General features: G+C 63.0%; 22 protein-coding genes. 3 read left to right on the forward strand and 19 right to left on the reverse strand.

Annotated elements, in window-relative coordinates; all coding sequences use genetic code 11:
• Positions 1-2 precede the first annotated feature (2 nt).
• The 6 genes from tolQ to ACEWQZ_RS06535 form a co-directional block, all read right to left on the reverse strand.
• Positions 3-692: a protein TolQ gene (gene tolQ / locus ACEWQZ_RS06510; RefSeq protein WP_476482267.1), complete on the reverse strand. Its 690-nt coding sequence runs from the start codon at positions 690-692 to the stop codon at positions 3-5.
• Positions 689-1,135 (reverse strand): tol-pal system-associated acyl-CoA thioesterase, encoded by a 447-nt coding sequence (ybgC, locus tag ACEWQZ_RS06515; protein WP_476482268.1) that lies wholly within the window; start codon positions 1,133-1,135, stop codon positions 689-691. The genes tolQ and ybgC overlap by 4 nt, the downstream gene beginning before the upstream one ends.
• A gap of 243 nt (positions 1,136-1,378) precedes the next feature.
• Entirely contained in the window at positions 1,379-2,416 is a 1,038-nt protein-coding gene (ruvB, locus tag ACEWQZ_RS06520) for a Holliday junction branch migration DNA helicase RuvB (protein ID WP_476482269.1), read from the reverse strand.
• Positions 2,417-2,681: 265 nt separating this feature from the next.
• Complete coding sequence (ruvA, locus tag ACEWQZ_RS06525; RefSeq protein ID WP_476482270.1) at positions 2,682-3,269, reverse strand: Holliday junction branch migration protein RuvA; 588 nt, start codon at positions 3,267-3,269, stop codon at positions 2,682-2,684.
• Complete coding sequence (gene ruvC / locus ACEWQZ_RS06530; protein ID WP_476482271.1) at positions 3,266-3,754, reverse strand: crossover junction endodeoxyribonuclease RuvC; 489 nt, start codon at positions 3,752-3,754, stop codon at positions 3,266-3,268. The genes ruvA and ruvC overlap by 4 nt, the downstream gene beginning before the upstream one ends.
• 33 nt (positions 3,755-3,787) lie before the next feature.
• A complete protein-coding gene (locus ACEWQZ_RS06535) occupies positions 3,788-4,525 on the reverse strand; it encodes a YebC/PmpR family DNA-binding transcriptional regulator (RefSeq protein ID WP_476482272.1) in 738 nt (245 codons plus the stop codon).
• Between the two features lie 644 nt (positions 4,526-5,169).
• On the opposite strand from ACEWQZ_RS06535, the gene ACEWQZ_RS06540 reads away from it, so the two are divergent.
• Positions 5,170-6,225 carry a hypothetical protein gene (locus tag ACEWQZ_RS06540; RefSeq protein WP_476482273.1) on the forward strand — a complete coding sequence of 352 codons (1,056 nt, stop codon included), beginning with the start codon at positions 5,170-5,172 and terminating at the stop codon, positions 6,223-6,225.
• Between the two features lie 179 nt (positions 6,226-6,404).
• Here ACEWQZ_RS06540 and ACEWQZ_RS06545 read toward each other — a convergent pair whose 3' ends face one another.
• The 3 genes from ACEWQZ_RS06545 to ACEWQZ_RS06555 all read right to left on the reverse strand — a co-directional run bounded on the left by ACEWQZ_RS06545 (position 6,405) and on the right by ACEWQZ_RS06555 (position 9,269).
• Positions 6,405-7,022: an alpha/beta fold hydrolase gene (locus ACEWQZ_RS06545; RefSeq protein ID WP_476482274.1), complete on the reverse strand. Its 618-nt coding sequence runs from the start codon at positions 7,020-7,022 to the stop codon at positions 6,405-6,407.
• Between the two features lie 153 nt (positions 7,023-7,175).
• The gene (aspS, locus tag ACEWQZ_RS06550; RefSeq protein ID WP_476482275.1) at positions 7,176-8,945 is read right to left on the reverse strand and encodes an aspartate--tRNA ligase; all 1,770 of its coding nucleotides are present in this window, start codon (positions 8,943-8,945) and stop codon (positions 7,176-7,178) included.
• Between the two features lie 3 nt (positions 8,946-8,948).
• The gene (locus ACEWQZ_RS06555; protein ID WP_476482276.1) at positions 8,949-9,269 is read right to left on the reverse strand and encodes an FmdB family zinc ribbon protein; all 321 of its coding nucleotides are present in this window, start codon (positions 9,267-9,269) and stop codon (positions 8,949-8,951) included.
• Between the two features lie 138 nt (positions 9,270-9,407).
• Between ACEWQZ_RS06555 and ACEWQZ_RS06560 the strand changes: the two genes are divergently transcribed.
• On the forward strand, positions 9,408-10,061 hold the full coding sequence (locus ACEWQZ_RS06560) for an RIO1 family regulatory kinase/ATPase domain-containing protein (protein ID WP_476482277.1): 654 nt from the start codon (positions 9,408-9,410) through the stop codon (positions 10,059-10,061).
• On the opposite strand, the gene ACEWQZ_RS06565 is transcribed toward ACEWQZ_RS06560, so the two are convergent.
• Positions 10,056-11,033 carry an NAD-dependent epimerase/dehydratase family protein gene (locus ACEWQZ_RS06565; protein ID WP_476482306.1) on the reverse strand — a complete coding sequence of 326 codons (978 nt, stop codon included), beginning with the start codon at positions 11,031-11,033 and terminating at the stop codon, positions 10,056-10,058. The genes ACEWQZ_RS06560 and ACEWQZ_RS06565 overlap by 6 nt on opposite strands.
• Positions 11,034-11,200: 167 nt before the next feature.
• On the opposite strand from ACEWQZ_RS06565, the gene ettA reads away from it, so the two are divergent.
• Positions 11,201-12,871 (forward strand): energy-dependent translational throttle protein EttA, encoded by a 1,671-nt coding sequence (gene ettA / locus ACEWQZ_RS06570; RefSeq protein WP_476482278.1) that lies wholly within the window; start codon positions 11,201-11,203, stop codon positions 12,869-12,871.
• Between the two features lie 862 nt (positions 12,872-13,733).
• Here ettA and ACEWQZ_RS06575 read toward each other — a convergent pair.
• The 9 genes from ACEWQZ_RS06575 to ACEWQZ_RS06615 form a co-directional block, all read right to left on the reverse strand.
• Entirely contained in the window at positions 13,734-14,567 is an 834-nt protein-coding gene (locus ACEWQZ_RS06575; protein WP_476482279.1) for a Rossmann-fold NAD(P)-binding domain-containing protein, read from the reverse strand.
• Positions 14,564-15,427, reverse strand: coding sequence for a glycosyltransferase family 2 protein (locus tag ACEWQZ_RS06580; protein WP_476482280.1), 864 nt, complete (start codon positions 15,425-15,427; stop codon positions 14,564-14,566). The genes ACEWQZ_RS06575 and ACEWQZ_RS06580 overlap by 4 nt, the downstream gene beginning before the upstream one ends.
• The gene (locus tag ACEWQZ_RS06585) at positions 15,424-16,296 is read right to left on the reverse strand and encodes a class I SAM-dependent methyltransferase (RefSeq protein ID WP_476482281.1); all 873 of its coding nucleotides are present in this window, start codon (positions 16,294-16,296) and stop codon (positions 15,424-15,426) included. Before ACEWQZ_RS06585 ends, ACEWQZ_RS06580 begins: the two co-directional genes overlap by 4 nt.
• A gap of 143 nt (positions 16,297-16,439) precedes the next feature.
• On the reverse strand, positions 16,440-17,249 hold the full coding sequence (locus ACEWQZ_RS06590; protein WP_476482282.1) for a glycosyltransferase family 2 protein: 810 nt from the start codon (positions 17,247-17,249) through the stop codon (positions 16,440-16,442).
• A complete protein-coding gene (locus ACEWQZ_RS06595; RefSeq protein WP_476482283.1) occupies positions 17,246-18,421 on the reverse strand; it encodes an ABC transporter ATP-binding protein in 1,176 nt (391 codons plus the stop codon). Before ACEWQZ_RS06595 ends, ACEWQZ_RS06590 begins: the two co-directional genes overlap by 4 nt.
• Complete coding sequence (locus ACEWQZ_RS06600) at positions 18,418-19,239, reverse strand: ABC transporter permease (RefSeq protein WP_476482284.1); 822 nt, start codon at positions 19,237-19,239, stop codon at positions 18,418-18,420. Before ACEWQZ_RS06600 ends, ACEWQZ_RS06595 begins: the two co-directional genes overlap by 4 nt.
• Positions 19,223-20,179 (reverse strand): peptidylprolyl isomerase, encoded by a 957-nt coding sequence (locus tag ACEWQZ_RS06605; protein WP_476482285.1) that lies wholly within the window; start codon positions 20,177-20,179, stop codon positions 19,223-19,225. The genes ACEWQZ_RS06600 and ACEWQZ_RS06605 overlap by 17 nt, the downstream gene beginning before the upstream one ends.
• A gap of 128 nt (positions 20,180-20,307) precedes the next feature.
• Positions 20,308-21,420 carry a hypothetical protein gene (locus ACEWQZ_RS06610; protein ID WP_476482286.1) on the reverse strand — a complete coding sequence of 371 codons (1,113 nt, stop codon included), beginning with the start codon at positions 21,418-21,420 and terminating at the stop codon, positions 20,308-20,310.
• Between the two features lie 196 nt (positions 21,421-21,616).
• A complete protein-coding gene (locus tag ACEWQZ_RS06615; RefSeq protein ID WP_476482287.1) occupies positions 21,617-23,092 on the reverse strand; it encodes a hypothetical protein in 1,476 nt (491 codons plus the stop codon).
• Positions 23,093-23,157: the final 65 nt, after the last annotated feature.

Genomic DNA, 23,157 nt, shown 5'->3' on the forward strand with positions numbered 1-23,157 from the left:
GGCTACCCCTTCTCCTGCAGCCGACGCGCCTGTCGGAGAAGAATGGAGGCGAACTCTTCCTTGAAGTTGTCGTAGCGGATCGCCAGGCGTTCGACCTGGTTGGAGAAGCGGTTGTAGGCAACCACTGCCGGAATGGCGGCGAACAAGCCCATGGCGGTGGCAATCAGCGCCTCGGAGATACCCGGCGCGACCATGGCAATGGTCGCCTGCTGCGATCCGGCCAGACCACGGAAGGAGTTCATGATGCCCCAGACCGTGCCGAACAGGCCGACGTAGGGGCTGACCGAGCCGACCGTAGCCAGAAAGCTCAGCCGATGCTCCTGGCGATCGAGCTCGCGGGTCAGCGTCACGCGCATGGCGCGCTGGGCACCGTCGGTGATCGACTCGGGATCGAGCTGGCGCTCTTCGCGCTGGCGCTTGAACTCGCGAAAGCCGGCTTCGAACACGCTTTCCATTCCGTCGCGCGGCTCCCGCCCCCCGGCAACGGCATCATAGAGCTGATTGAGATCAGCGCCCGACCAGAATTTCTCCTCGAACTTCTTTGCCCGCGATTCGGCCCGCGACAGCATCTGACGCTTGCGGAAAATGATCACCCAGGAGGCGACCGAGGCCGCCAACAACAGGGCCATCACGCCCTGCACCAGCAGACTGGCTCCATGGATGAGTTCCCAGACTTGCAACTCGCCGTTCATTGCGCTTCCTGTTTGTATTGTTGTCGTTGAATGGCCGCACGCAGCGCCTCGGGCATGCGCGCCGGAACAAAACGGTCGGCGGCCAGGCAGGCGGCGTCCACCCGCGCTGTAGCCAGCAGCTCGCCATCACGGGCGCGCACCATGCGCTGGCTGAACGTCAGCGAGGCCGCTCGCAGGTGTTCGACGCCGATCGTGATCTCGAGTTCATCTTCGAGCCGGGCCGGCATGATATAGCGGGTGTCGACCCGGCGCACCACGAACAGGCGATTCTGCTCACGGCGCATGGGCACCTGGGGAAAGCCCATCGCCAGCAGCCAGTCGGACCGGGCGCGCTCGAAAAACGCCAGATAGCGCGCGTGATAGACCACGCCACCGGCGTCCGTGTCTTCCCAGTAGACGCGGTAGCGGAAGGGACTCTCCACTTGCCCTGGCAGATCACTCATGAGTGCCGCCATGCCATGCTGGACTCTCCAGAACCGCAGACCACTGCAGCCGCGGAATGCGCGGATGGCCTCTTGCCCACCCCGACCGAGGCGCTGCAGTCATCGCTGTTGACGGCTTTCCAATCACCTTCCGTGTATTCCGTGTGTTCCGTGGATGCCGGGCCTGGATTTTTTGGGGATCTGATCATCGACCCTTCCAGCAACCTGCACGCCAAAAGCCGGCAAAGTCAACAGCGGTATCGGTCATGTCTCGGAACGATTGTCGAACAGATCGTCGGGCCGGTCGGGCGGATTGAGGCCGAAATGGTGCCAGGTGGCGGTGGTGGCCATGCGGCCGCGGGCGGTGCGCATGAGAAAGCCCTGCTGAATCAGATAGGGTTCGATGACGTCCTCGATGGTGCCGCGCTCTTCCGACAGCGCCGCGGCCAGACTTTCCACGCCCACCGGCCCGCCGCTGAAGTCCTCGACCAGTTTTTTCAGCAGCTTGCGATCCATGGCGTCGAAGCCGCGTGCGTCGACCTGCATCATCTCCAGGGCGTCGGCGGCCACCGATTCGCTGATGCGCCCGTCCGCGCGCACCTGGGCAAAATCGCGCACCCGCCGCAGCAGGCGGTTGGCGATCCTGGGGGTGCCGCGCGATCTGCGGGCGATTTCCAGCGCGCCTTCGCGGTCGGCCTCGATGCCGAGGATGCCGGCCGAGCGGATCACGATCTCGGCCAGCTCGCCGGGGGCATAGAACTCCAGGCGCTCGACAATGCCGAAGCGATCGCGCAGCGGCGAGGTCAGAAGGCCGGCGCGAGTGGTCGCACCCACCAGGGTAAAGCGCGGCAGATCGAGCTGAATCGAGCGCGCCGCCGGGCCTTCGCCGATGATGATGTCGATGCGATAGTCTTCCATCGCCGGGTAGAGCACTTCTTCAACGACAGGGCTCAAGCGGTGGATCTCGTCGACGAAGAGCACGTCGCCGGGCTCGAGGTTGGTCAGCAGCGCGGCCAGATCACCGGCGCGCTCAAGCACCGGGCCGGAGGTCTGGCGGACGTTGACGTCCATCTCGTGGGCGATGACGTAGGCCAGCGTGGTCTTGCCCAGGCCGGGCGGACCGAAAATCAGGACGTGGTCGAGGGCTTCGTGGCGCGCGCGGGCCGATTCCAGATAAATGCCCAGGCGCTCTTTCATTTCCGGCTGGCCGATGTACTCGTCCAGGCGGCCGGGACGCAGGCTGGCCTCGATGCGGGCCTCGTCCTGATCCACTTCTCCGGTCACCAGTCTTTCTTCGCTCATCAGTGCACCCCGCCGCCGATTCTGCAAGCTTCAGCGAGTCGGAAAGCATTTGGCTGCAAGGCATGTTTCGCAGGCAATGGCAGCATCCTTGTCAAGAAACATAACGCCGCAGATGAATGCTTTCCGGCTCGCTCTGCGGGAGCGCGCCAGAGCCGACATTGCGGCGTTGCGCCCCGTGCAATGGGCGCACCATTCACTGCAGGTAGCGCCCTGCACTCTTGGCTCAGGCGCGCTCTGAATGTTACAGAATCGGCGGCGGGGTGCACTAGCCCTGCATCTTCTTCTTCAGCGCGTCACGGATCAGGGCCTCGGCCGACTGGTCCGGCGTGGCCACCGCACGGATCATCTTCAGGGCCTCCGACGAGGAATAGCCCAGCGCGGTCAGCGCCTCGCGGGCCTCGCCTTCGGCGCTCAGCGCGCTGCCACCCGCGGCATCGGCCCCGCTGCCCAGATCGGAGACCTTGCCGCGCATTTCCAGAATCAGCCGCTCGGCGGTCTTCTTGCCGATGCCCGGCAGCCGGGTCAGCGATTTGGTATCGCCGGCCTCGACCATCAGCGCGAAATCGTCGCTGCTGACCCCCGACAGGATGGCCAGAGCCAGGCGCGGGCCAATGCCGGTCACCTTGAGCAACTCGCGAAACAGTTTGCGATCGGCTTCAGCAAGAAAGCCATAGAGCGTGTGGGCGTCGTCCCTGACCACCAGATGGGTCAGGATCGCCAGCTCCTCGCCGTCTGCGGGCAAGCGGTCGAACGTATTGAGCGGCACCTCGACCTCGTAGCCGACGCCACTCACGTCCACCGTCAGCGACGGCGGCTGACGGGAAACAAGGGTTCCGGCAAGTCGAACGATCATCGCAATACCACTCCACTGGGCAGTCGCCTGGCTGTTTGTGCGGTGTGATGATGGCACAGCGCTGCGGCCAGTGCATCGTAGGCGTCCTCGCCCAGGTCGGCGTCGACCTTCATCAGCGCGCGGACCATGTGCTGTACCTGTTCCTTGCCCGCGCCACCGCGGCCGACGATGGCCAGCTTGATGGCCCGGGGGGCGTATTCATGCACCTCCAGCCCCGCCTCCACCGCCGCGCAGATGGCCACGCCCCGCGCCTGGCCCAGCTTGATGGCCGACTGGGCGTTGCGGCTCATGAACACCGTTTCCACGGCGGCAAACTGCGGTCGATACTCGCCAATCAAGCGGCTCAGGTCGGAAAAGATCTGCCCCAGCCGCTCGGGCATGGGCCCGCCGCCCAGGCGCAGGGTTTCGGCATGAATCAACTTCTCCCCCTCGATGATGCCTACACCGGTCCGGCGCGAGCCGGGATCGAGCCCGAGAATCCTCATGCGCGAACCCGGCCCTCGGGCAACCCGCTGAACTCACTCATAGGCCGCAGCGGGAATATCCGCGTTCGACCACACGTTCTGGGTATCGTCGAGATCTTCGAGGACGTCGATGAAGGCGATCACCGCCTTGCCGGTGTCGGTATCGACTTCGATCAGGTTGTTGGCACGCTCGGTGACCTCGGCTTCCTCGAACTCCAGCCCGGCGCTGCGGAAACCGTCGCGCACGCCCTCGAAATCTTCCGGCTCGGTCAATACCTCGATCGCGCCGTCGTCGTGGTTGACGATGTCTTCGGCGCCGGCCTCCAGCGCGGCCTCCATCACCTGCTCCTCGCTGGTACCGGGAGCGAAAGTGATCACGCCCTTGCGCTCGAACTGAAAGGCCACCGAGCCTTCGGTGCCCAGGTTGCCGCCGTGCTTGGTGAAGGCGTGGCGCACCTCCGAGACCGTGCGGTTGCGATTGTCGGTCAGACAGTCGACCATCACCGCCACGCCGCCGGGGGCATAGCCTTCGTAGCGCAGCTCCTCGTAGGAGGCGCCTTCAAGGTCGCCGGTGGCTTTCTTGATGGCGCGCTCGATGTTGTCCTTGGGCACGTTCGCGCCGTTGGCCTTGTCGATGGCCAGCCGCAGCCGCGGATTGCTGTCGGGGTCACCGCCGCCCTCGCGCGCAGCGACCGAAATTTCGCGCACCAGTCGCGTAAAGATCTTGCCCCGCTTGGCGTCCTGCGCCTTCTTGCGGTGCTGAATATTGGCCCATTTGCTATGGCCGGCCATGAGTGGCATACCTCCGTTGTGATGACCAACCTGTCATATTAACCGAAGGCTGCCCCAGGTCGATCGATGATCGCGCACGTCGGGGCGCCTCCTCGACCTGCGGCCGCCCGGAATGCCATCACCCGGTTGCAGCACGTATTGCCTTTTCGAGTGGCGCCTCTGATCTCGCGGTGCTTCACGCGTTGCAGCATGGGTTGGATTGGCGCAAGAGCTGTGGAAGGGGCTCCAGGCCGCGATTTTTTGCGCCAAGCCGCGTCGGTAAGACTGGTGCTACCGGGCGCTGCGGCGGTGTCGACACGTCAAAATCAAGGTCGAAGCCCGCACGAAATTGCTCGGCTTAAAAGCTGAAAGACGGGTATCAGACCGTGAGCAGGCGGCCGGACCGCAGGCTCCGATCAGCGCCGTATCGCGATCTGGAGATCGCTCCCACCCCCAATGCGAGTCGCTTTCCTTCCACACGTGCTGGCGTCAACGCCCCGCCGATGGCGCGCAAGGCGCGGTGGAGCCATCGCGAGCGCAAGCCGCCGGATCCCTCCCATGGCCACTTTCGAAAAAAGACGCGGGCATTCGCTTCGGTTCCATTCAGCCGCCGCTCAGAATCCGGCGCTAGAATAACTGCCATACCTCAAAGAACCCGCCGAATCATGCGTTACCTGCTGCTTGCTCTGACTTTTGCGTTCGTCGGCCAGGCCTCGGCCACCGGCAAGATCAACGTGCTGACCGACCTGAACTCGCCCTTCCCGCCGGGCTGCGTGGCCGTATCCCTGCCGCAGGCGCCGCCGCCCGGCGGCGAATACTTGTTCAACGAGAGCAATATCCATGTGCCGTCGGTGGACCCGGGCTTTGCCGCAGCACGTCTTAGCGTCCAGATCTGGCGTACCGGCTGTCACGACGAGGGCTATTCGGTGGTCATGGTGCGTCTGAAAAAAACCGGTGGCGGGCGGGTTCTGACCCCGCGCGTGTTCGCCGACTCGGGCGTGGTGGATTTGCCGGAGCACGTCGCCCGGCTGATCCAGTACCCGGCCGTCGGCAGCGTCGACGCCTCGGCCGATGAAATCACCGAACAGGGCACCACCTACATGCTCGCCGTCGATCCCTACGCTACCGGCTCCGCCAGCGAGCGTCCTTTCGGGCCGGCAGACTACAACGATGAGTTCACGCTGGAAATGTTCTGGGGCGACTATAGCGGCGCCACCGACCGGGACTATCTGCTGTTGAGGATTCCCGAATATGCGCCTCAGCTCGACCCGCCGCAGTCCGATTACCCCGTCCTGCACGGCCGCATGTCCGGGCAATACACCATCGAGGGCATGCCCTACAACGGCCTGGTGCTGCAGATCGGCGAGGAGTTCAACCCGCACGGCGACGACACCAACTCGATCACGGCGCTGCTGTTTACCTACATTGACGGCCAACCCTTCTGGTTGATCGGCTCGCTGGCCCAGGAGGATCCGGGCTTTGACATCGTTACGCTCGATATGCTCGAGGTTTACGGGGGCGAGTTCATCTCCGCCCCCCCGGGGAGCTACGATGAGGACGATGTCGACATGTATTCGGTCGGCACCATGACCATCGAGGCGCTGGACTGCAACACGCTGCTGGTGGGCTACAACTTCCACGAAGGCGGCCTCGGCGCCGGATCCTTCGAGGCCGATCGGCTGATCCGGATTGCGGGGTATGACTGCAATCCGTGGCAGTGAGCATGCTGGTTGGCTTGTTGACTGGTTGAACGCAACGGCACGGCCAGGTCGGCCAGGGATGGGCGGGTTCGCTGAAGGCCTCGCCACCGCGTCGAACCGAAGCGAATGCTGCCATCCCTGACCGACTATCGAAGCCCCTGTTTCGGATTTGCTGTTGGCGCTTCGAATTTGAAAGCCCGCTACTGCCCGAAGCTTCCTGAATCCAGAAAATCTGCTGCGGCCATCGAAACCGACGGCGCCGTCACCAGCCCCGTATGCGTCACCGGCAGAACGCACTCTTCAGCGCCTTCAAGGCGGCATTCGGCGACCGTGACCGTGCCGTCATTGGGGCGCGCCATCGACCCGAAAACTCGCCCGACGCCGACCGATCGGCTGCCGGCGATCACGCCGACTTCGCGCCCGGCAGGGGCGTGCGAAAAACCCTGCTCCAGGGCGCTGCGGGCCTGGCCCACCAGCGGCCGGAGCAGGCGTTTGTCGGCCACGCGCCGGCCGGCCGCCGAGCCGTTGACGGGAGACCCCAGCAGCACAACGCGACCGGGCGGCAGGTCGGCGTACTCATCGAGCATACGCAGGATCACCAGCCCGCCGAGGGAGTGACCGACCAGATCGACCCGATCGATTTCCAGCCCGGCAACGAACTCACGCAGCGCCGCCGCATTGGCCGCCAGGGTCTGGCGCATGGTCGGATAGGAAAATCCCCGCGTCGAGAAGCCCCGCCGCTCGAGCCGGCGCCCGAGCAGCCCCATGCTCCAGGCACCCCACCAGAGGCCGTGGACGAGTATCACCGATCTCGTCATGGCGCCTCCGGCTTGGTAACGGAAACCGGATCTCCGCAAACAAGAGTCAAAACCCTTAAAACGCAAAGACGCAAAGCAGCAAAGGACGCAAAGAAATTATTGAATTTCACTTAGCGCCCATTACTGCTTCGCTGCTTTGCGTTTCCAAGGTGTTCATGTCTTGGAAGGCTGCAATTTCAGCTTCAACTCCTTGAGCTGCTCTGCCTCCACCGCCGCCGGCGCCCCCGTCATCAAACACGACGCGTTGGTGGTCTTGGGGAAGGCGATCACTTCGCGGATCGAGTCTTCGCCAGCCATGAGTGCGGCGATGCGGTCGATACCAAAGGCAATGCCGCCGTGCGGCGGGCAGCCGTATCTGAGCGCTTCGAGCAAAAAGCCGAAGCGGGCCTTTGCTTCTGTCTCGTCGATGCCAAGCACGTCGAAGGCCGCCTGCTGCAGCTTCGGATCGTGGATACGAATCGAGCCGCCGCCGATCTCCGAGCCGTTGAGCACCATGTCATAGGCACGCGACAGCGCTTCGACCGGTTCGGCTTTCAGCGCCTCGCCGTCGGCCACCGCCGGGGCGGTAAAGGGATGGTGCAGGGCGTAATGGCGACCGTCTTCGGCGTCATACTCGAACATCGGAAAATCGACGACCCACAGCGGCTTCCAGCCCTCGTTGTACAGCTCGAGATCTTTGGCCACCTCAAGCCGCAGCGCGCCCAGGAAGCTGTTGACCACCGGCTTCTCACCAGCCCCGAAGAACAGGATGTCGCCATCGGCAGCGCCGGTGGCCTCAAGAATGCCGGTGACGGCCTGCTCGTCTAGGAACTTGGCGATTGGCGACTGCACGCCTTCAAGACCTGCGGTGGCATCGTTGACCTTCATCCACGCCAGGCCCTTGGCGCCGTAGCGGCCGACAAATTCGGTATAGCCGTCAATCTGCTTGCGGGTGAGCCTGGCACCGCCGGGCACGCGCAAGGCAGCCACCCGTGAGGCCGGATCGCTGGCCGGCCCGGAAAAGACCTTGAACTCGACGTGACGGACCTGCTTGCAGATGGTGATCAGCTCCATATCGACCCGCAGGTCCGGCTTGTCGGAGCCGTAGCGCGACATCGCCTCAGCGTATGACATGCGCGGGAACGGGTCGGGCAGCTCGACCTCGAGCACCTGCCTGAATACCTGCCGGATCAGCGCTTCGGCCGTGTTCTGCACTTCGGCCTCGTCGACAAAGGCCATCTCCATATCGAGCTGGGTGAACTCGGGCTGGCGGTCGGCGCGAAGATCCTCGTCACGAAAGCAGCGCGCGATCTGGTAGTAGCGATCGAGTCCGGCCATCATCAGGAGCTGCTTGAACAACTGCGGCGACTGCGGCAGCGCGTAGAAGCTGCCGGTCTGCACGCGGCTGGGCACCAGATAGTCGCGCGCGCCCTCGGGCGTGGCGCGGGTCAGGATCGGGGTTTCGGCATCAATGAAATCGCGCGCATCGAGGAATTGCCGGATCGCACCGACAAGCTGCGAGCGCAGCCTGAGATTGCGCTGCAGCCGCGGTCGGCGCAAATCCAGGTAGCGATATTTGAGCCGCACTTCCTCGCCGTCTTCGTCGGTCATCAACAGCGGCAGCGGCGCTGCCGCGCTGATGATCTCGACCGAGTCGGCCACCATCTCGACCTTGCCGGTGGGCATGTCGGCGTTCCACTGGCTTTCCGGCCGCATGCGCACACGTCCGGTGATACGCACGCAGAACTCGTTCCTGAGCTTCTCGGCTTCGGCAAAAGCCGGCTCGTTGTCGGGTTCGACCACCACCTGCAACACGCCGGCGTGGTCGCGCAGGCCGACAAAGACCAGGCCGCCCAGGTTGCGCGCGCGGTTGACCCAGCCGCAGACGGTCGCCGTCTGGCCGTCGAGCGTCTCGTTGACTTGTCCACAAAGGTGAGAGCGCATCGGTCAGGTCGCCTGTCCGGCCGGCGCGCCGGCACCGCCACTGTCGCCGGGCTTTGTCGGCTGGCCGCCGGATTTCGAAGCGGACGCGCCGTCGGACTTCTTCGTCTCGGGCTTGCCGTCGCCGGCAAGGTTGCGGCGATTGTCCTTCTTGAAATCGGTTTCGTACCAGCCGCTGCCCTTGAGGCGGAACGCGGCTGCGGAGATCAGCTTGGTCAATTCCGGTTGATCGCATTCAGGGCAGTCAACCAGGGGCGGGTCGGACATCTTCTGCAGTTCTTCGAGTTCATGGCCGCACGACTGGCAGCGGTATTCATAAATCGGCATTGCTATCAATCCCTAGTGAGGCAACTTTGATGCTGCGTATAATGGGGCCCCTCCGGCTGCTTTTCGAGCCCCCGGGAGCCAAACTGCCTGACAGCCCATCCACGCGGAAGGCGGCGGCGGTTCGGCTATGATGGCCGCATGTCGTTGGCCGCCTCCGAATCCGCAGCGCTCGCGCGCCTTTTCGAGGATTTCAACCCCGAAGACTGGCCGTTGGTCGCGCAAAGCAACCAGGGCCGAGTGGTGCGCGTCACCGGCAACGGCCTTGACCTGGCAGTGAAAACCCCGCGCGGCCGCGGCCTGGTATGGCGCGCTCGTCAGTTTTCCTTGTTGCGCGAATTCAACGCCTACCGCCATGTTCAAGGGCTGGCCGGGTTTCCGCGCTGTCATGGTCTGTTCCGACAGTGTTACCTGGCGCTCGAGTACATCGACGGCCCGCTGCTCCGGCACGCGGCACCCGCAGATCCGGAAACCTTCTTCGACGAAATGCAGCAGATTCTTGCGGCCATGCATGCCCGTGGCGTTGCCCATGGCGACCTCAAAAGCCGCAAGAACGTGATGATTTCCGCCGATGGTCGCCCGGTCATCATTGATCTGGGCACATCGGTGGTTCAACGATCCGGCTGGCGTCCCCTCAACCGTCGACTGTTCAACTACCTGCGCCAGATCGACCTCAACGGCTGGGTCAAACTCAAGTACGGCAGCTACGACCGGGTCGACAAACTCGACCGCCATCTGGTACGGCGCACCCGTATCGAGCGCATCAATCGCTGGGCGCGGCGGCGGGGGTTATGACGCGTCGCCCAAACGTCGCATGCCCTCGTCAATGCTCACCCGCGGCGCGTAACCGAGGTCGCGCCGCGCGGCAGTGATATCGAACCAATGCGCCGTGGCCAGCTGCTCGACGACAAAGCGCGACAGCGGCGGATCGCGTTTGAGCCGCAGCCCCCGCCAGACCCCTTCGACCAGGGTAGCCGCAGCCATGGCCAGGCGCGGTGAGATTCTCCCCAGTCGCGGCGTCTCGCCGCTGGCGGCGAGCAGTCGCTCGAGCCATTCACCCACGGCCAGTGGCTCGCCGTTGGTAATGAAATAAGCCTTGCCCGCGGCCGTGGCCGCACCGGTCAGATTGTCGAGCGCCAGCAGATGCGCCTCAGCAGCGTTGTCGATGTAGACGGTATCGATCAGCCTGTCCGGCGCGGGCAGCTTCAGCCTTCCGGTGCGGTTTCTTTCGGCCAGGCGCGGCAGCAGATTGTTGTCACCCGGCCCCCAGACCAGGTGCGGTCGCAGGGCGCAGGTCTTCAGGTCACCACCGTTGGCGGCCAGCGCCAGGTGCTCGGCCTCGGCCTTGGTGGCCGGGTACGGCGCCGGAAACTCCGGCGGATACGGCAACGACTCGTCACCGCCTTCGATATCGCCGCCGGCGTGCACCACGCTGGGCGAGGAGGTGTGCACCAGATAACGCACACCGTGGTGCCGACAGGCGTCGATGACGTTCCGGGTGCCGTCGACATTGGCCGCGAAAAAGTCCGGGCAATACAGGCCGGGGCCGGCCTTGGCGGCCACGTGTATCACCGCCTCGACGCCGTCAACGGCCGCCATCACCGCCTCGCGATCGGCCATGTCGCCGCGATGGCAGATCACGCCAAGCTCAGCCAGCTCCGGATAGTCGGAACGACTGATGGACGAGACACTATCGCCGCGCTCGAGAAGCTGGCGAACGATCGCGCGCCCGAGAAAACCGCCGCCGCCGGTGACCAGAACTCGCATCAAGGACATGCTCCGAGTGTGAAGTGTAAAGTGTGAAGTATGAAGTAACGCGGGTTTCGGGTTTCCTTCACACTTCACACTGAGCACTTTACACTCGATAACCATCTGGCATTCCCAGCGACTCGCCCCCACATCCCTCAATTGGCACCCAACCAGCCCAGAGCACAATGAGCCAGTACGTCTACACCATGCACCGCGTTTCCAAGGTGGTGCCGCCCAACCGCACGCTGATCAAGGATGTGTCCCTGTCGTTCTTTCCCGGCGCCAAGATCGGCGTGCTGGGGCTCAACGGCGCGGGCAAGTCCACGGTGCTGCGCATCATGGCCGGCGTTGACAAGGAATTCGACGGTGAAGCCCGGCCGCAGCCCGGTATCCGCATCGGCTACCTGCCGCAGGAACCCGAGTTGCCCGAAGACCAGACGGTACGCGAGGCGGTCATGGACGGCGTCGGCGAACTCCGCGACATGCTCGAGCGCTTCGAGGACATTGCCGAGAAATTCGCCGAGCCGATGGACGACGAAGAAATGACCGAGCTGCTGGCCGAGCAGGCCGAGCTGCAGGACAAGATCGATTCGGCCGGCGGCTGGGAGATCGAGCGCACCCTGGAGGTCGCTGCCGACGCGCTGCGCCTGCCCGAATGGGATTCGAAGATCAAGGTCCTGTCCGGTGGCGAGCGCCGCCGCGTTGCGCTGTGCCGCCTGCTGCTTTCCAAGCCCGACATGCTGCTGCTCGACGAGCCCACCAACCACCTCGACGCCGAGTCGGTAGCCTGGCTGGAACGCTTCCTCGACGAGTTTCCCGGCACCGTGATGGCGGTGACGCATGACCGCTACTTTCTCGACAACGTTGCCGGCTGGATCCTGGAAATGGACCGCGGCCACGGCATTCCCTTCGAAGGTAACTACACCTCGTGGCTGGAGCAGAAGGAAGCCCGCCTGGCCGTGGAAGAAAAGCAGGAGCAGGCACGCCAGAAGGAAATCAAACACGAGCTGGAATGGGTACGCTCCAACCAGAAGGGCCGCCAGGCCAAATCCAAGGCGCGCCTGAGGCAGTTCGAAGAACTCAATTCCAAAGAAGTTCAGAAGCGCAATGAAACCCAGCAGATCTATATTCCGCCGGGCCCGCGCTTGGGCGACAAGGTCATCGAGGTCAACGGCCTGTACAAAGGCTATGACGACCGCCTGCTGATCGAAGACCTGAGCTTCAAGGTGCCGCCGGGCGCCATCGTCGGCATCATCGGCGGCAACGGCGCCGGCAAGACCACGCTGTTTCGCATGATCTCCGGTCAGGAGCAGCCCGATAGCGGCAGCATTGAAGTTGGCGACACGGTGCAGCTGGGCTATGTCGACCAGAAGCGCGACAGCCTGCAGGACGACCGCCAGGTCTGGGAAGAAATCTCCGACGGTGCCGACGAAATCCACGTCGGCAACTACCGCATTCCGGCCCGCGCCTACGCCAGCCGCTTCAACTTCAGGGGCTCGGAGCAGCAAAAGCGCATCGGCCAGCTTTCCGGCGGCGAACGCAACCGCGTGCACCTGGCGAAAGTGCTGCAGTCGGGCTCCAACGTGCTGATGCTCGACGAACCCACCAACGACCTCGACGTCGAGACCCTGCGCGCGCTGGAAGAAGCGCTGCTTGCCTTCCCCGGCTGCGTACTGGTGACCTCGCACGACCGCTGGTTCCTCGACCGCATCGCCACCCACGTGCTTGCCTTCGAAGGCGACAGCCACGTCGAATGGTTCGAGGGCAACTTCAGCGAGTACGAAAAAGACTACAAGCGTCGTCACGGCGATCAGGCCGGCCCGCGCAGGATGAAATACAAACGGCTGAAAGGTTAGTCGGGCCCTGGTTGGCTGGGAGTTTGCTGCCGCATTCGCGGCCTGCGAGCCGGGATCTTCCTGCCAGTGGCGCCAGCGTCCAGAATGCCCCGGATCGAGTCCGGGGCTGCGGGGTCTGAGTTGGTTGGCTGAGAGGTTGGTGCCACCGGTTGCTTTGGTGACTTCGACACGTCAAAGGCGTTCCGCCCGGCTTGCTTCGCAAGCTCTTTGGGCGGGTACCTTTTTTCCTGCGCGAAAAAAGGCACGAAAAAGCGCGCTTTAAAGTCAACTTCAAGATCCCACGTTTCGGGGTTTCAGGACTTGCACCGGGAGGTGGCTGGCCCCTTCGGGGAGCGGGCTTCGCGAGGGCTCGGTCGGTGGATCTGGTGGCGATAGCCGGGATAGGACGAAGCCCGCAAGAGGGCGACCCGGCTTCGATCAGCGCCGTATCGCGGTCTGGAGACCGCTCCTACAGGTGCTGGCGCCAAGGTTGTGCCGGTGGCTCGCAAGGCGCGGTTGCTGCCTGGAACGAAAGCCCTTGATTCTTCCCATGGCCACTTTCGAGAAATAGCCTGGGCACCACGCGACCAGCCGGGCCATAGCAAAGCCCCTGCACCGAGGGGCCAGCCCGCACATAATGCAAATCCTCAAGACAACAAAGCGTGGGATCTTGACGTTGAACTTAAAGAGCGATTTTTGGTTACTTTTTTGGCTCTGGAAAAAAGTCACTCGCCATCAGCCTGCGAAGCAGGCGGGCGAAACGCCTTTGACTTTGAATTCTGACTTTATGAATTCTCGAGACCCACAATGTGCCGAGCGCCATCAGCCTCGCCCACGACCCGGCGCGTAGAACACCCCGACCTGCGCCACGTTCAAATCCCGCCTAGGGCCGAAACGGCCTGGGATTCCACCCGAGCTGCTCGCGCGCCGGTGTGTCGTCGACCACCAGATCCATGCGCTGGCGTTCGATCATGGCAGGTTTGATGTCGGTCATGCGGCCAGTCCGGTGCGCCAGGCGGATCACCACGTTCATCAAGGCCGTCGGCAGGCGCAACAGGCGCTGATTGCGGCCCTCCGCGGCGGCAACGCGTCCGAGCATGGCGGGATAGGTCAAGGTCTCGCCGCCGCCCAGAAGCCAGGTACCAGCACTTCTGGATCCGGAGATGGCGCATTCGACGGCCAGCCGGGCCAGGTCGTCGGCGTGGACCGGCGCGCGCAGGCCACGTCCGGCGTAAGGCACAAAAGGCAGCCTGGACATCAGGCCGGCGATGCGGCTGACGTTTGCATCCTGCCCGCCGTAGATCATGGTGGGCTTGAGCAAGGTGAGCACGATATCGCGCTCGCCACAGACTTTTTTCAGCGCCTCTTCACACTGAATCAGTGCCTGTATCTGGCGGCGCTCACCGCGATCGGGCGAGCCTTTCTTGAACAGGGTGCTCGCCGAGCTCAGCGCGATCACGCGGCCCAGGCCTATGCTCTGGCTCACCTGGGTCAGCGCATGCGCCAGCGGGCCGAAGCTGACCAGCGTGCCGGCCCTGGCGTCGGCGGGATTTCGCTCCAGATCATGCTGTAGCCAGGTCACATGCGGCCAAGAGCGAGTCGGGTCTTGCCGAGATACGGCAATGGTGTGCACGCTCTGATCGGCCGTGCGGCCGAGAAAGTACTGCCCTACGGACCCGCTCGCGCCCAGCAGCAGGATGATTGCGGCGTCACTCATGTTCGCGTAATCATACTGACCGGCGTCATCACGATGGCGTGCAGCTGGATGAACAACCACCACAGGGCGCGGCTGAACCCGCTCCAGTCTTCGCTGCAGTGCTTGTTGAGGTAGCGCCAGAGACTCTGATGCTTGGCCCAGAGCACCGCCAGCGGACGGCGCCGGGACGACACGCCGCCGGCGTGGGAGACGAAAACCGAGGGCACCAGGCGGATGCGCCAGCCCGCGGCATGCAGACGGGCCATGACGTCAAGATCCTCGAAATGCATGTGGAAGCGGGGATCAAAACCACCGATCTTCTTCAGCGCACTGGTGCGCATCAGCATGCAGGCGCCGGAGACGGCGTCGACATCCACCGGCTGATCGGGTACGGGCTCGTGCGTCAGATCGATGCCGTTGACCTGGCTGAACGGCATCACCTCCGAAAGGATCTGCTGACGGGTGGGCAGGCGTCGCCGGCTGCCCCGCTGCTCGCGCCCGCTCATGTCGAACACCCGGCCCGAAGCCAGCGCGGCGTCAGGGTGATGATCGAGCTCATCGATCAGCCGTGCCAGCGAGTGGGGGGTGAGCAGGCAGTCCGGATTGATGATCAGAAGATACTCCGTATCGATCTTGCGCAACGCCTGGTTGACGCCTCGACCGAAGCCCAGATTGCGATGCGCCCGGCGCACCGTGAGACCGTCGGCGGCGTCGAGGATATCGATGCTGCCGTCGGTCGAGGCGTTGTCGATCACGACCACGCTCGGCGCCGAACGACCCGGCCCCCGCAGGCTTTCGATACAGCGTGCTAGCCAACGGCCGGAGTTGTAGTTGACGATCACCGCGGTAACGCGTGCGATTGCCTCTGTCTTGCCGTTCATGAGCCGCCAAGCAGGCGCCGCCACCAGGGGCGTTCGAGCTGCGCTCTCAGGCGCTGGATCTCGGCTTCGCGCTCGGCCAGCAGGTGACCAGCACGAATGTGCCTGGCGACTTCGTCGTTGTAATGGCTGTAGACTGATTCCTCGCGGTCGCCGTAAAGCGACAACGCGGGTGCGGCAGGCAGCGAGGCTTCGTTCTGCGCCGCCACGGCAATGTAGTAGAGCGGCGGCAGGCTGGGGAGCTCACTGCGCTCGATGACGCTGTCGTCGTTGAGCAGAAACTGGCTGCCCTGGCCGGCATTCAAATCCCACATGGCCGAGGCAAACATCAGCTTCTGACCATAGAGACGGTAGCTCGGGAACACGCTGGATAACAGAGCCTCGAGCTCTCCGCGGTAGAGCTCGCGGACGTGATAGGGATTGTTGTAGCCGGTCTGGTCGCTATAGGTCTTGCGGTCTGGCGAGGAAATGATCAGAAATCCGTCCGGACGCAGCACGCGTCGGAACTCCGCCAGCAGCGTTTCCTGAGCCTCGAGATGCTCGAGCGTTTCAAACGACACGACGGCATCAAAACAGCGGTCCGCATAGGGCAGCTGCGTGGCATCACCGTGGTCAAACTGCAGGTTGCCGTGCGGGTAGCGTTCACGGGCGTGAGCCACCGCGTCTGCGCCGATATCGAGGCCGACTACCGCGGCCGCCCGGGCGGCCAGCAGGGAACTGCCATAGCCCTCTCCACAGGCCGCATCAAGCACCTCGAGGCCGTCTACCAGCCCGGCGGCCCAGGCATAGCGGTGCCAGTGCTCATAGGCCATTTCACGCACGCATTCGGGGGTGAAACGCTCACCAGTGAATTCAAGGGATGGCTGGGACATGGCTCAAGAGTTGATGATGTTCACAGCCCAGTTTAACCGCTGGCGCAGGAATCGGCGCAGCGTTGTCGGGTCGATCGCAAGTCATGCTCATCGGCAAGGCCCGCCTCCGGCTGAATGCAATCTACTTTAATGCCGGGTTGATATCAGGCCTCTGCGGCGCGATAGGCCTGGATGATTCGCTCGCGGCGCGCGGCCATCGGGTCGGCGTCGATGAAGGCGCGCACGTGATCCATGTAGTCAGGATGGCGCGCCAGCAGCGCATCCATCGCTTCTGCGCCGGGCGCGATGCCCAGCGGGCTGAAGCTGGCACCGCCCTCGTGGGCGACAAAGGCGTCGTCGCAGATCACGTGGCGCCAGCCGGCCTGTATGGCGCGCATGCACCAGTCATTTTCTTCACCATAGCCGCGCCCGAAGGCCGGCTCGTCGAACAGGCCCACTTCCTCGATCGCCCGGCGGCGCAGATACAGACAGAAACCGACACCGGTTGGCACTTCCGGGTACTCGGGTGGCCCGGCCTGGCGGCACGCCGCGGCCCAGCGGTACGGCTTTCGCGGCCACGGATTGTTCCGGCAAAACTCCGGAATCGAGGCGATTTCGCCGTTATTGGTCAGCGGCGTGATGCTGGCAATGGTGGAGTCGAATTCAGCGCAGCGCTCGATCGCCTCGAGCCAGCCGGGGGTCACCTCGGTGTCGGCGTTGAGCAGCACCACGTCGCGGCCGGATGCCAGCGTCATTCCCAGATTGGCCGTGGCAACAAAGCCGAGATTGCGCTGGTTGCGCACCCGTGTCCATTGCTCCGGCAGATCCTCCATTACTTCGCGGGTGGCGGGCTGATCAGAGGCGTCATCAATGACGATGACCGGCTGCGCGGCCGGCACCGTCTCCTCCAGGGCCTTCAGACAGCGGCGCGTGGCTTCGGGCGCGTTGAATACGGGAACCACGATGGTGGTCATGGTTGCCGCCACTGATGGGCCAGCCGCACCAGGCCAAGCTCGCGGGTGCGGCCGGTCACGGTAAACAGGTTTTCCTGAGTGTCGTGTATGCGCAGGCCCTCGGGGTCCAGGGTATGCGCCCGCACCGCGTAGCCGCCGGGCAATAGCGCCAGATCCGGAAAGCGCAGCTGCAGGCTCACCTCCTGATCAGCCGTGACTTCGACCTGAAATTCATCGTGGTCGGTGGCCACACCGTAGACCGGGGTGCCGTCGGCGCGAACAATCCCGACCAGCACCTCAGGCGCGCGGCCGTCGGGCGCTGTCAGCTGCAAGTGAACGTCCAGCGTGTCGCCGGCGGCAAGCGACGGCTCACGTATGTCACCCGTCCCCAGTTCAATCTTCCGGATCCGGTAGACGGCGCTGGTGTTGCGGCCGTGTTCGGCTTCCTGAGCATCCTTGCGCTCGTGCCAGGCCAGGTAAGACTGGCTCACGTCGAATACATCACCGTACATTGCCACCCGCCCCCGGTCGAGCCATAACGCGTGCCGGCACAGCTTCTGCACCTGATACATGCTGTGCGAGACCATCAGCATGGTGCCGCCGTCGGCCAGATAGCTCTCGATCCAGCGAATGCACTTTTTCTGAAACGATTCGTCACCCACCGCCAGCACCTCGTCGGTGATCAGCAGATCGGGCTTGACTGAAGCGACCACGGCAAAACCCAGTCGCACAACCATGCCAGAGGAATAGTGCTTGATCGGTTCGTGAATCGACTCGCCAATATCGGCAAACGCCAATATATCGTCTAGACGCTCGTCAACCTGTTTTGCCGTCAAACCGAGAAAGGCTGCGTTCATGCGCAAGTTGTCCAGCCCGGTGTATTCGGGGTCGAACCCGGCGCCAAGCTCTAACAGCGCGGCAACGCTCCCATTTTTTTCGATGCGGCCGCTGGTCGGCGCCAGCACGCTGGAAATGATTTTGAGCAGGGTGGACTTTCCGGCTCCGTTCGCGCCGATCAACGCCATGGACTCACCCGGTTGAATCGCGAAACTGATGTCTTCGAGAACGCAGGTACCGCCTTCGGCCTGGCCGCGCCACAGCAGCTGCCAGAAAGCCTTCAAGCGCTCGCCGGAATTGACCGTCGGTGGATAGTGCTTGGAAACGTTATCTAGGCGCAAGAGCGGTCGAGTCACAGAAAGTCCTCGAAGTGCGGACTCAGGCGGCGAAAGACCTGCCGACCCAGCCAGACCACCAGCAGCCCACCCGCCAACAGAATCAGTGCGGGCCCGCCGGGCACAGCCTGACCATGAAGAACGCCTGCGCGAATCTCCGCCATGAACCAGGTCATCGGATTGTAGTTCAGCCAGCCGGCATATTCTGCCGGCAGCAGCGATGGCGCGTACAGAATCGGCGTCAGAAAGAACCAGAACATGAACAGCGTCGGTAGCGCCTGCTCGAGGTCACGAACATAAATCTGAATAGCCGAAAGCCCCAGGGCAAGCCCGGTGGTCAGCACATACAGACTGAGTAGCGCCAACAGCAGCCTCGGAAGCCCCAACCAGTGCAGCTCGATGCCCAAAAGCGCGAGCACCACGAACACGGCCAGATAGCCAGTGAGGTGCAGCACGAAAACAGCTGACACCGATGCCAGCACCAGCAACTCTCTGGGAAGCGCGACCTTCGAGATCAGCGCGGCATGGTCACGAATGGCTTTGGCACCCGTGAGCACCCCTTCTGAAAACATCAGCCACGGCCAGAGCGCAACGGCCAGCCAGGCAACGAAAGGAACATCCAGGCCCGGCGGTACCCGGGCCTGGAAAATCACGCCGAAAACGAAGGAATAAACCGCCAACAGCAGCAGCGGGTTGAGAATCAGCCAGATCCAGCCGCTGGCGCTGCCGATGAATCGCGACCGCAGCTCACGCGCGGTGAGCGAGAAGAACAGGTCGGGCGAAAGCAGACTGGACGCGGAGCGGACGCCGCTGGATGCCGATCTAGCGCTCGTTGTCACCTGCGCTCTTGGCCTGACTGTCTGCCGGCGCCAGCTGCTCACTGTAGGCTTCCACGTCCTCGACTTCTGCGCCATAACGAGCCATCAGGTCGCGCACGGCACCGGGTTCTATGTCGAAGGGCTGATCCAGGAGGCTGCGCATGTAGTTCTCCCGCAGGCGGCTGAGATGGCGCTGTTCCGCAATCCGGGCATAGCGTTCTTGACGATCAGCCTTGCTCAGGGGTACTTCCTTGCGCTCAATCAGTCGAACAACGTGCCAGCCGTAGCGGGAACTGAAAGGTTGGGAGATCTCGCCGATTTCAAGCTCCTCGAGCTTCTCGGCAACAGCATCCTCAAGGGTACCGGGGTCAATGTCCCGATAATGGCCCTGATTGTCATCCGCCCCGGGGTCTTCCGAATGCTCCTTGATAAGCTCATCAAGGCTCAATTTTCCCGTCTCGAGCTTTTCATACAGATCCGCAGCCAGGAGGGTGGTTTCCATTACCGAGCGGTCGCGACCGGACGAAATCAGGAAGTGATCAAAATCGACGCGTTCGTCCGGCCCCACCAGATCAGGCTCCATGATTTGCAGCTCTTTCGCCTGGGCTTCGTAGCTGTCAAGCCGGTTGGCAGCCATGTAGCGCTCTTGCTCCCGCTCAGCCAGATAGCGGGTGGTCAAATGGTAAAGATCGGCTTCCGTTTCCGGGGTCTCGATAACGTTCTGTTGCAAGGCTTGTTCGGCCAGCAAAAGCACGAGAAACTGTTGCTCGACTAGTCGAGCGATACGCTCGGGGTCCCGCAGCACACCGGTGCGCTCCGCCTCGGGAATGCGCTGGCGGATGAATGCATCGACGTCCGCTTGAGTCAGCGTCACCTCGCCCAGAGTGGCAAACACCGGTGAGTCGGGCACCCTGATCTCACCGATGGACTGCCCGGGCTGGATCTGAGCGGCGGCCAGCATCGGCACTGCCGTCAAGGCAGCGATAGCGGCCGGCCACCGGCGCAACGGCCGCAGGCCGGTGGAATTTGTCCCGGCCCGCAACCGGAAGTGCGAGCGCAGTATTTTAACCATCAACACGATAAGTTGCCTTACCACACGCCAGCTCTATTGATCTGCATTCTGGCACCACAGGCGTCTTTCTCTTCAGGACATCCCCAGATCAGATCGTCGTTTTCCGTCGGATTGCTGCCCGCGCCCTCGTCCGGAATCGATACAAAATTATAGTAATAAGTCTGATTTGGCTGGATGGCACATTGGAAAGGGTAAGGCTTTGCGTATACCCTGGCAGAAGTACTCTCACCGGGCGTCCAGAAGCAGTTACCTTCGAGCTTCGGATCATTTTCAATCGCCTGCTTGTTGAAATCTCCGGGGCAAGTGGAGACGGTTACCAACATGTTGGCCTGACCCATCGAATAGCCGCCAAACTGAGTCGAAAACCCCTGAAACATCACGTATGTACCGTCACTGGGACTGAAGTTGCCTGCATTGAATTCCAGCGCACCGTAATGGCCGCGGCGCACGTAGAGCTCCCTAGTATTCATGGTACCCGGCCATTCTCCGAACAGGCTGTCGAAGGTATGGTGGGTGGAGCTCTGAAACTCGACGTCGTATTGACGCTCGAGAGTGGGGTGCGCGCTGCGACTGCTGCACTCGGCGGGCGGACTGCCGCCGGGGTCCACTACGGTAACAGCTTTGCTGGCCCAGGAAGATGTGCCGTGAGCATTGCTGCAGCGCAGCTTGACCGCATAGCTGCCTGCCGCGGTCGAGCCGGCAACGGACACTATCTTAGTGCCGGAAGCGGAGCGCGAGCCGCTGGCCCAGCCCGGCAAGTCACCCCCAGCCTGGCAACTATTCGCGTCGGTCGACCCCCATTCCACGGTTACGCTACCGCCGGGGTTGACGCTGCTGGGGGAGACGGTGAGCGTAGGCTTCGACGGTGCCTCACCCTGCTCAATCTCGCACTCGCTATCGTTGATAACCAGGTTGCGATCCCCGTCGATATGAGCCGTGCCCTGTTCGGAGAAATGACAGACGGGCTCGCCGTTGACGATGAGCTGTTGGGCAGCGGCCGGCGCGAACGCAAGTCCGGCGAATAAAAGGAGAGCTCCAGCGACGGCCAAGCGACCGAGGCGCCAATCGGGGTCACCGGAAGACCTCAGGGCGATGTTGCAGTACTGATCTCGTTTGCGGGCGTTTCTCATGGCTTCTGATCCGACGGCTAGGTTGTAAGCTCAGGCTGAAGTCTATCAAACTGCTGCGTTAGAAAACAGCATAATCAATGTTAAGACCGGGATACAGGTTGTTGGTTCCGCGAAAGAAAAGGGCCACCCGGTGGGTGGCCCTTGACTTTCTTGGCATCATTGACCCCCAACTTGGGGTCAACAGGTTGCCGCTTGCTTACGAGGTGACGATGTGGCGGCTGCCGCGGTGCTGATAGGCCGCACCGTAGTTGCTCAGCACACCAGCCGCGAGCTCGCCGTTCTGGACGGTATTGGCCCAGAAACCAATGGCGGGCAGACCACGATACTGGTCACCACTTGCCGCGGGCACGCTCAGGCGATCGCCGCCGCTACTGTCGTCGTAGCCGAGATTGAAGCGCACCCAGCCCTCATCAAAGCCTTCAGGCAGGTCAAAGTTGACGTAACCCAAGGCACCTGAACGCTGCACTTCCTTGAGGATCTCGGTGTTGTCCGGCCCGTCCGAATGACCGAAGCGGATCACGTTGGCCTCACGGCAAAGCTGGAAGCCCTGCGGAGTGGGGGGGCGCGGAGATACGATCGGGCCGCCTGGGGCAAGCTGACCTTCCTCGCGATCCCAGAAGTCAAAGGCGAAGACTTCACAGCCTCCCGGAGCATCCTTGGTCCAGGTGTCGGTGAACGGCTCAACGTCACCCAGCTGCGCGGGGTTGCCGGGGGCCTTGTCGACGTGAAAACGCTTCGTCGGGAAGGTGAGGACCCACTCTGAGTTGGCACCCACGTCCGGATCCGCAACAAACTCGTTGTACATCAGATCGTAGCTGAGAGCAGCGTCAACGGCGTAACCACCAGCGGACCAGATCTGCGTGTCGGCACCGCCGGCATAGAAGATGGTGCTCTGGGGAGTGCCGGAGTTGAGGTCAGGCGCGAGGTTGCCCGGGTCAGTGTGGTTGAACGCACCCAGTTCCCAGAAGGCATCCAAAGCCGTAGCGTTGTAGCTGATCATCGTGCCTTCATCAACATTGATGATCGAGCCTGCACCAAACAGGCCGCCATTGGCGCCGTCCATACCGTAGGTGGAGTCGCCTGCCCACTCACCGCCACTGCTCCATGCCGCCGAGAGCCCAGCGCAACCCGCCGGCACACCTGCGGAGTCGTGGGTGGCTGCAGCAGCCAGGACAGGGTCAACAACCGTACCCATCTCGATCAGCTCGATGTAGCCGGAAGCTGCACGCTCAATGGCACCGGTAGCCCCATCAGCATTGGGACCGGTGTACTGGAAGTCAAGAAACTCCTGTTCGCCGGCATCGCCAGGGGTGCCGCCCTGGAAGTAGGGCACGGTGCAAGAGGTATCGAAGGTACGGATACCCGGCGTTCCGCCGCCCAGGTCGGTAACCCCGGCCGTCCAGACGTCGTAGGGCGACAGGTACAGGTTGAAGTCAAGGACTTCGCGCGAGTTCAGCGCTTCAAGGAAGCGCACCTTGACCGCCTTGACCGAGTTGGTCGTGTTGACCACCGAGATCATGGTGTCATTTTCCGCGCGGGCGGTGTAGTACGGGTAGAGCAGAACTTGACCCAGGCCATCGGGATTGACGTTGACGGCGCTGGCTACGCTGGCCATCCCCGCCACGCCCGTCAGACCTGCAAGCACTGCAGTCGTCAAGGTATTTCTTTTCATTACAACACTCCTAAAGTTGTTGGACACAGGGCTCTGTGCGAACTTACGCCCGAGCCTGACCGTTT

Source organism: Wenzhouxiangella sp. YN1, from assembly GCF_056324145.1.

Bases quoted from the DNA above. Each gene is read 5' to 3' on its own strand.
- ACEWQZ_RS06545 (WP_476482274.1), bottom strand. From the start codon at position 7,022: ATGACGAGATCGGTGATACTCGTCCACGGCCTCTGGTGGGGTGCCTGG.
- ybgC (WP_476482268.1), bottom strand. From the start codon at position 1,135: ATGAGTGATCTGCCAGGGCAAGTGGAGAGTCCCTTCCGCTACCGCGTC.
- ruvA (WP_476482270.1), bottom strand. From the start codon at position 3,269: ATGATCGTTCGACTTGCCGGAACCCTTGTTTCCCGTCAGCCGCCGTCG.
- ACEWQZ_RS06610 (WP_476482286.1), bottom strand. From the start codon at position 21,420: ATGAGAAACGCCCGCAAACGAGATCAGTACTGCAACATCGCCCTGAGG.
- ruvB (WP_476482269.1), bottom strand. From the start codon at position 2,416: ATGAGCGAAGAAAGACTGGTGACCGGAGAAGTGGATCAGGACGAGGCC.
- ACEWQZ_RS06540 (WP_476482273.1), top strand. From the start codon at position 5,170: ATGCGTTACCTGCTGCTTGCTCTGACTTTTGCGTTCGTCGGCCAGGCC.
- tolQ (WP_476482267.1), bottom strand. From the start codon at position 692: ATGAACGGCGAGTTGCAAGTCTGGGAACTCATCCATGGAGCCAGTCTG.
- ACEWQZ_RS06555 (WP_476482276.1), bottom strand. From the start codon at position 9,269: ATGCCGATTTATGAATACCGCTGCCAGTCGTGCGGCCATGAACTCGAA.
- ACEWQZ_RS06590 (WP_476482282.1), bottom strand. From the start codon at position 17,249: ATGACCACCATCGTGGTTCCCGTATTCAACGCGCCCGAAGCCACGCGC.
- ACEWQZ_RS06580 (WP_476482280.1), bottom strand. From the start codon at position 15,427: ATGAACGGCAAGACAGAGGCAATCGCACGCGTTACCGCGGTGATCGTC.
- ACEWQZ_RS06605 (WP_476482285.1), bottom strand. From the start codon at position 20,179: ATGCTGGCCGCCGCTCAGATCCAGCCCGGGCAGTCCATCGGTGAGATC.
- ACEWQZ_RS06585 (WP_476482281.1), bottom strand. From the start codon at position 16,296: ATGTCCCAGCCATCCCTTGAATTCACTGGTGAGCGTTTCACCCCCGAA.
- ACEWQZ_RS06615 (WP_476482287.1), bottom strand. From the start codon at position 23,092: ATGAAAAGAAATACCTTGACGACTGCAGTGCTTGCAGGTCTGACGGGC.
- aspS (WP_476482275.1), bottom strand. From the start codon at position 8,945: ATGCGCTCTCACCTTTGTGGACAAGTCAACGAGACGCTCGACGGCCAG.
- ettA (WP_476482278.1), top strand. From the start codon at position 11,201: ATGAGCCAGTACGTCTACACCATGCACCGCGTTTCCAAGGTGGTGCCG.
- ruvC (WP_476482271.1), bottom strand. From the start codon at position 3,754: ATGAGGATTCTCGGGCTCGATCCCGGCTCGCGCCGGACCGGTGTAGGC.
- ACEWQZ_RS06565 (WP_476482306.1), bottom strand. From the start codon at position 11,033: ATGCGAGTTCTGGTCACCGGCGGCGGCGGTTTTCTCGGGCGCGCGATC.
- ACEWQZ_RS06535 (WP_476482272.1), bottom strand. From the start codon at position 4,525: ATGGCCGGCCATAGCAAATGGGCCAATATTCAGCACCGCAAGAAGGCG.
- ACEWQZ_RS06575 (WP_476482279.1), bottom strand. From the start codon at position 14,567: ATGAGTGACGCCGCAATCATCCTGCTGCTGGGCGCGAGCGGGTCCGTA.
- ACEWQZ_RS06560 (WP_476482277.1), top strand. From the start codon at position 9,408: ATGTCGTTGGCCGCCTCCGAATCCGCAGCGCTCGCGCGCCTTTTCGAG.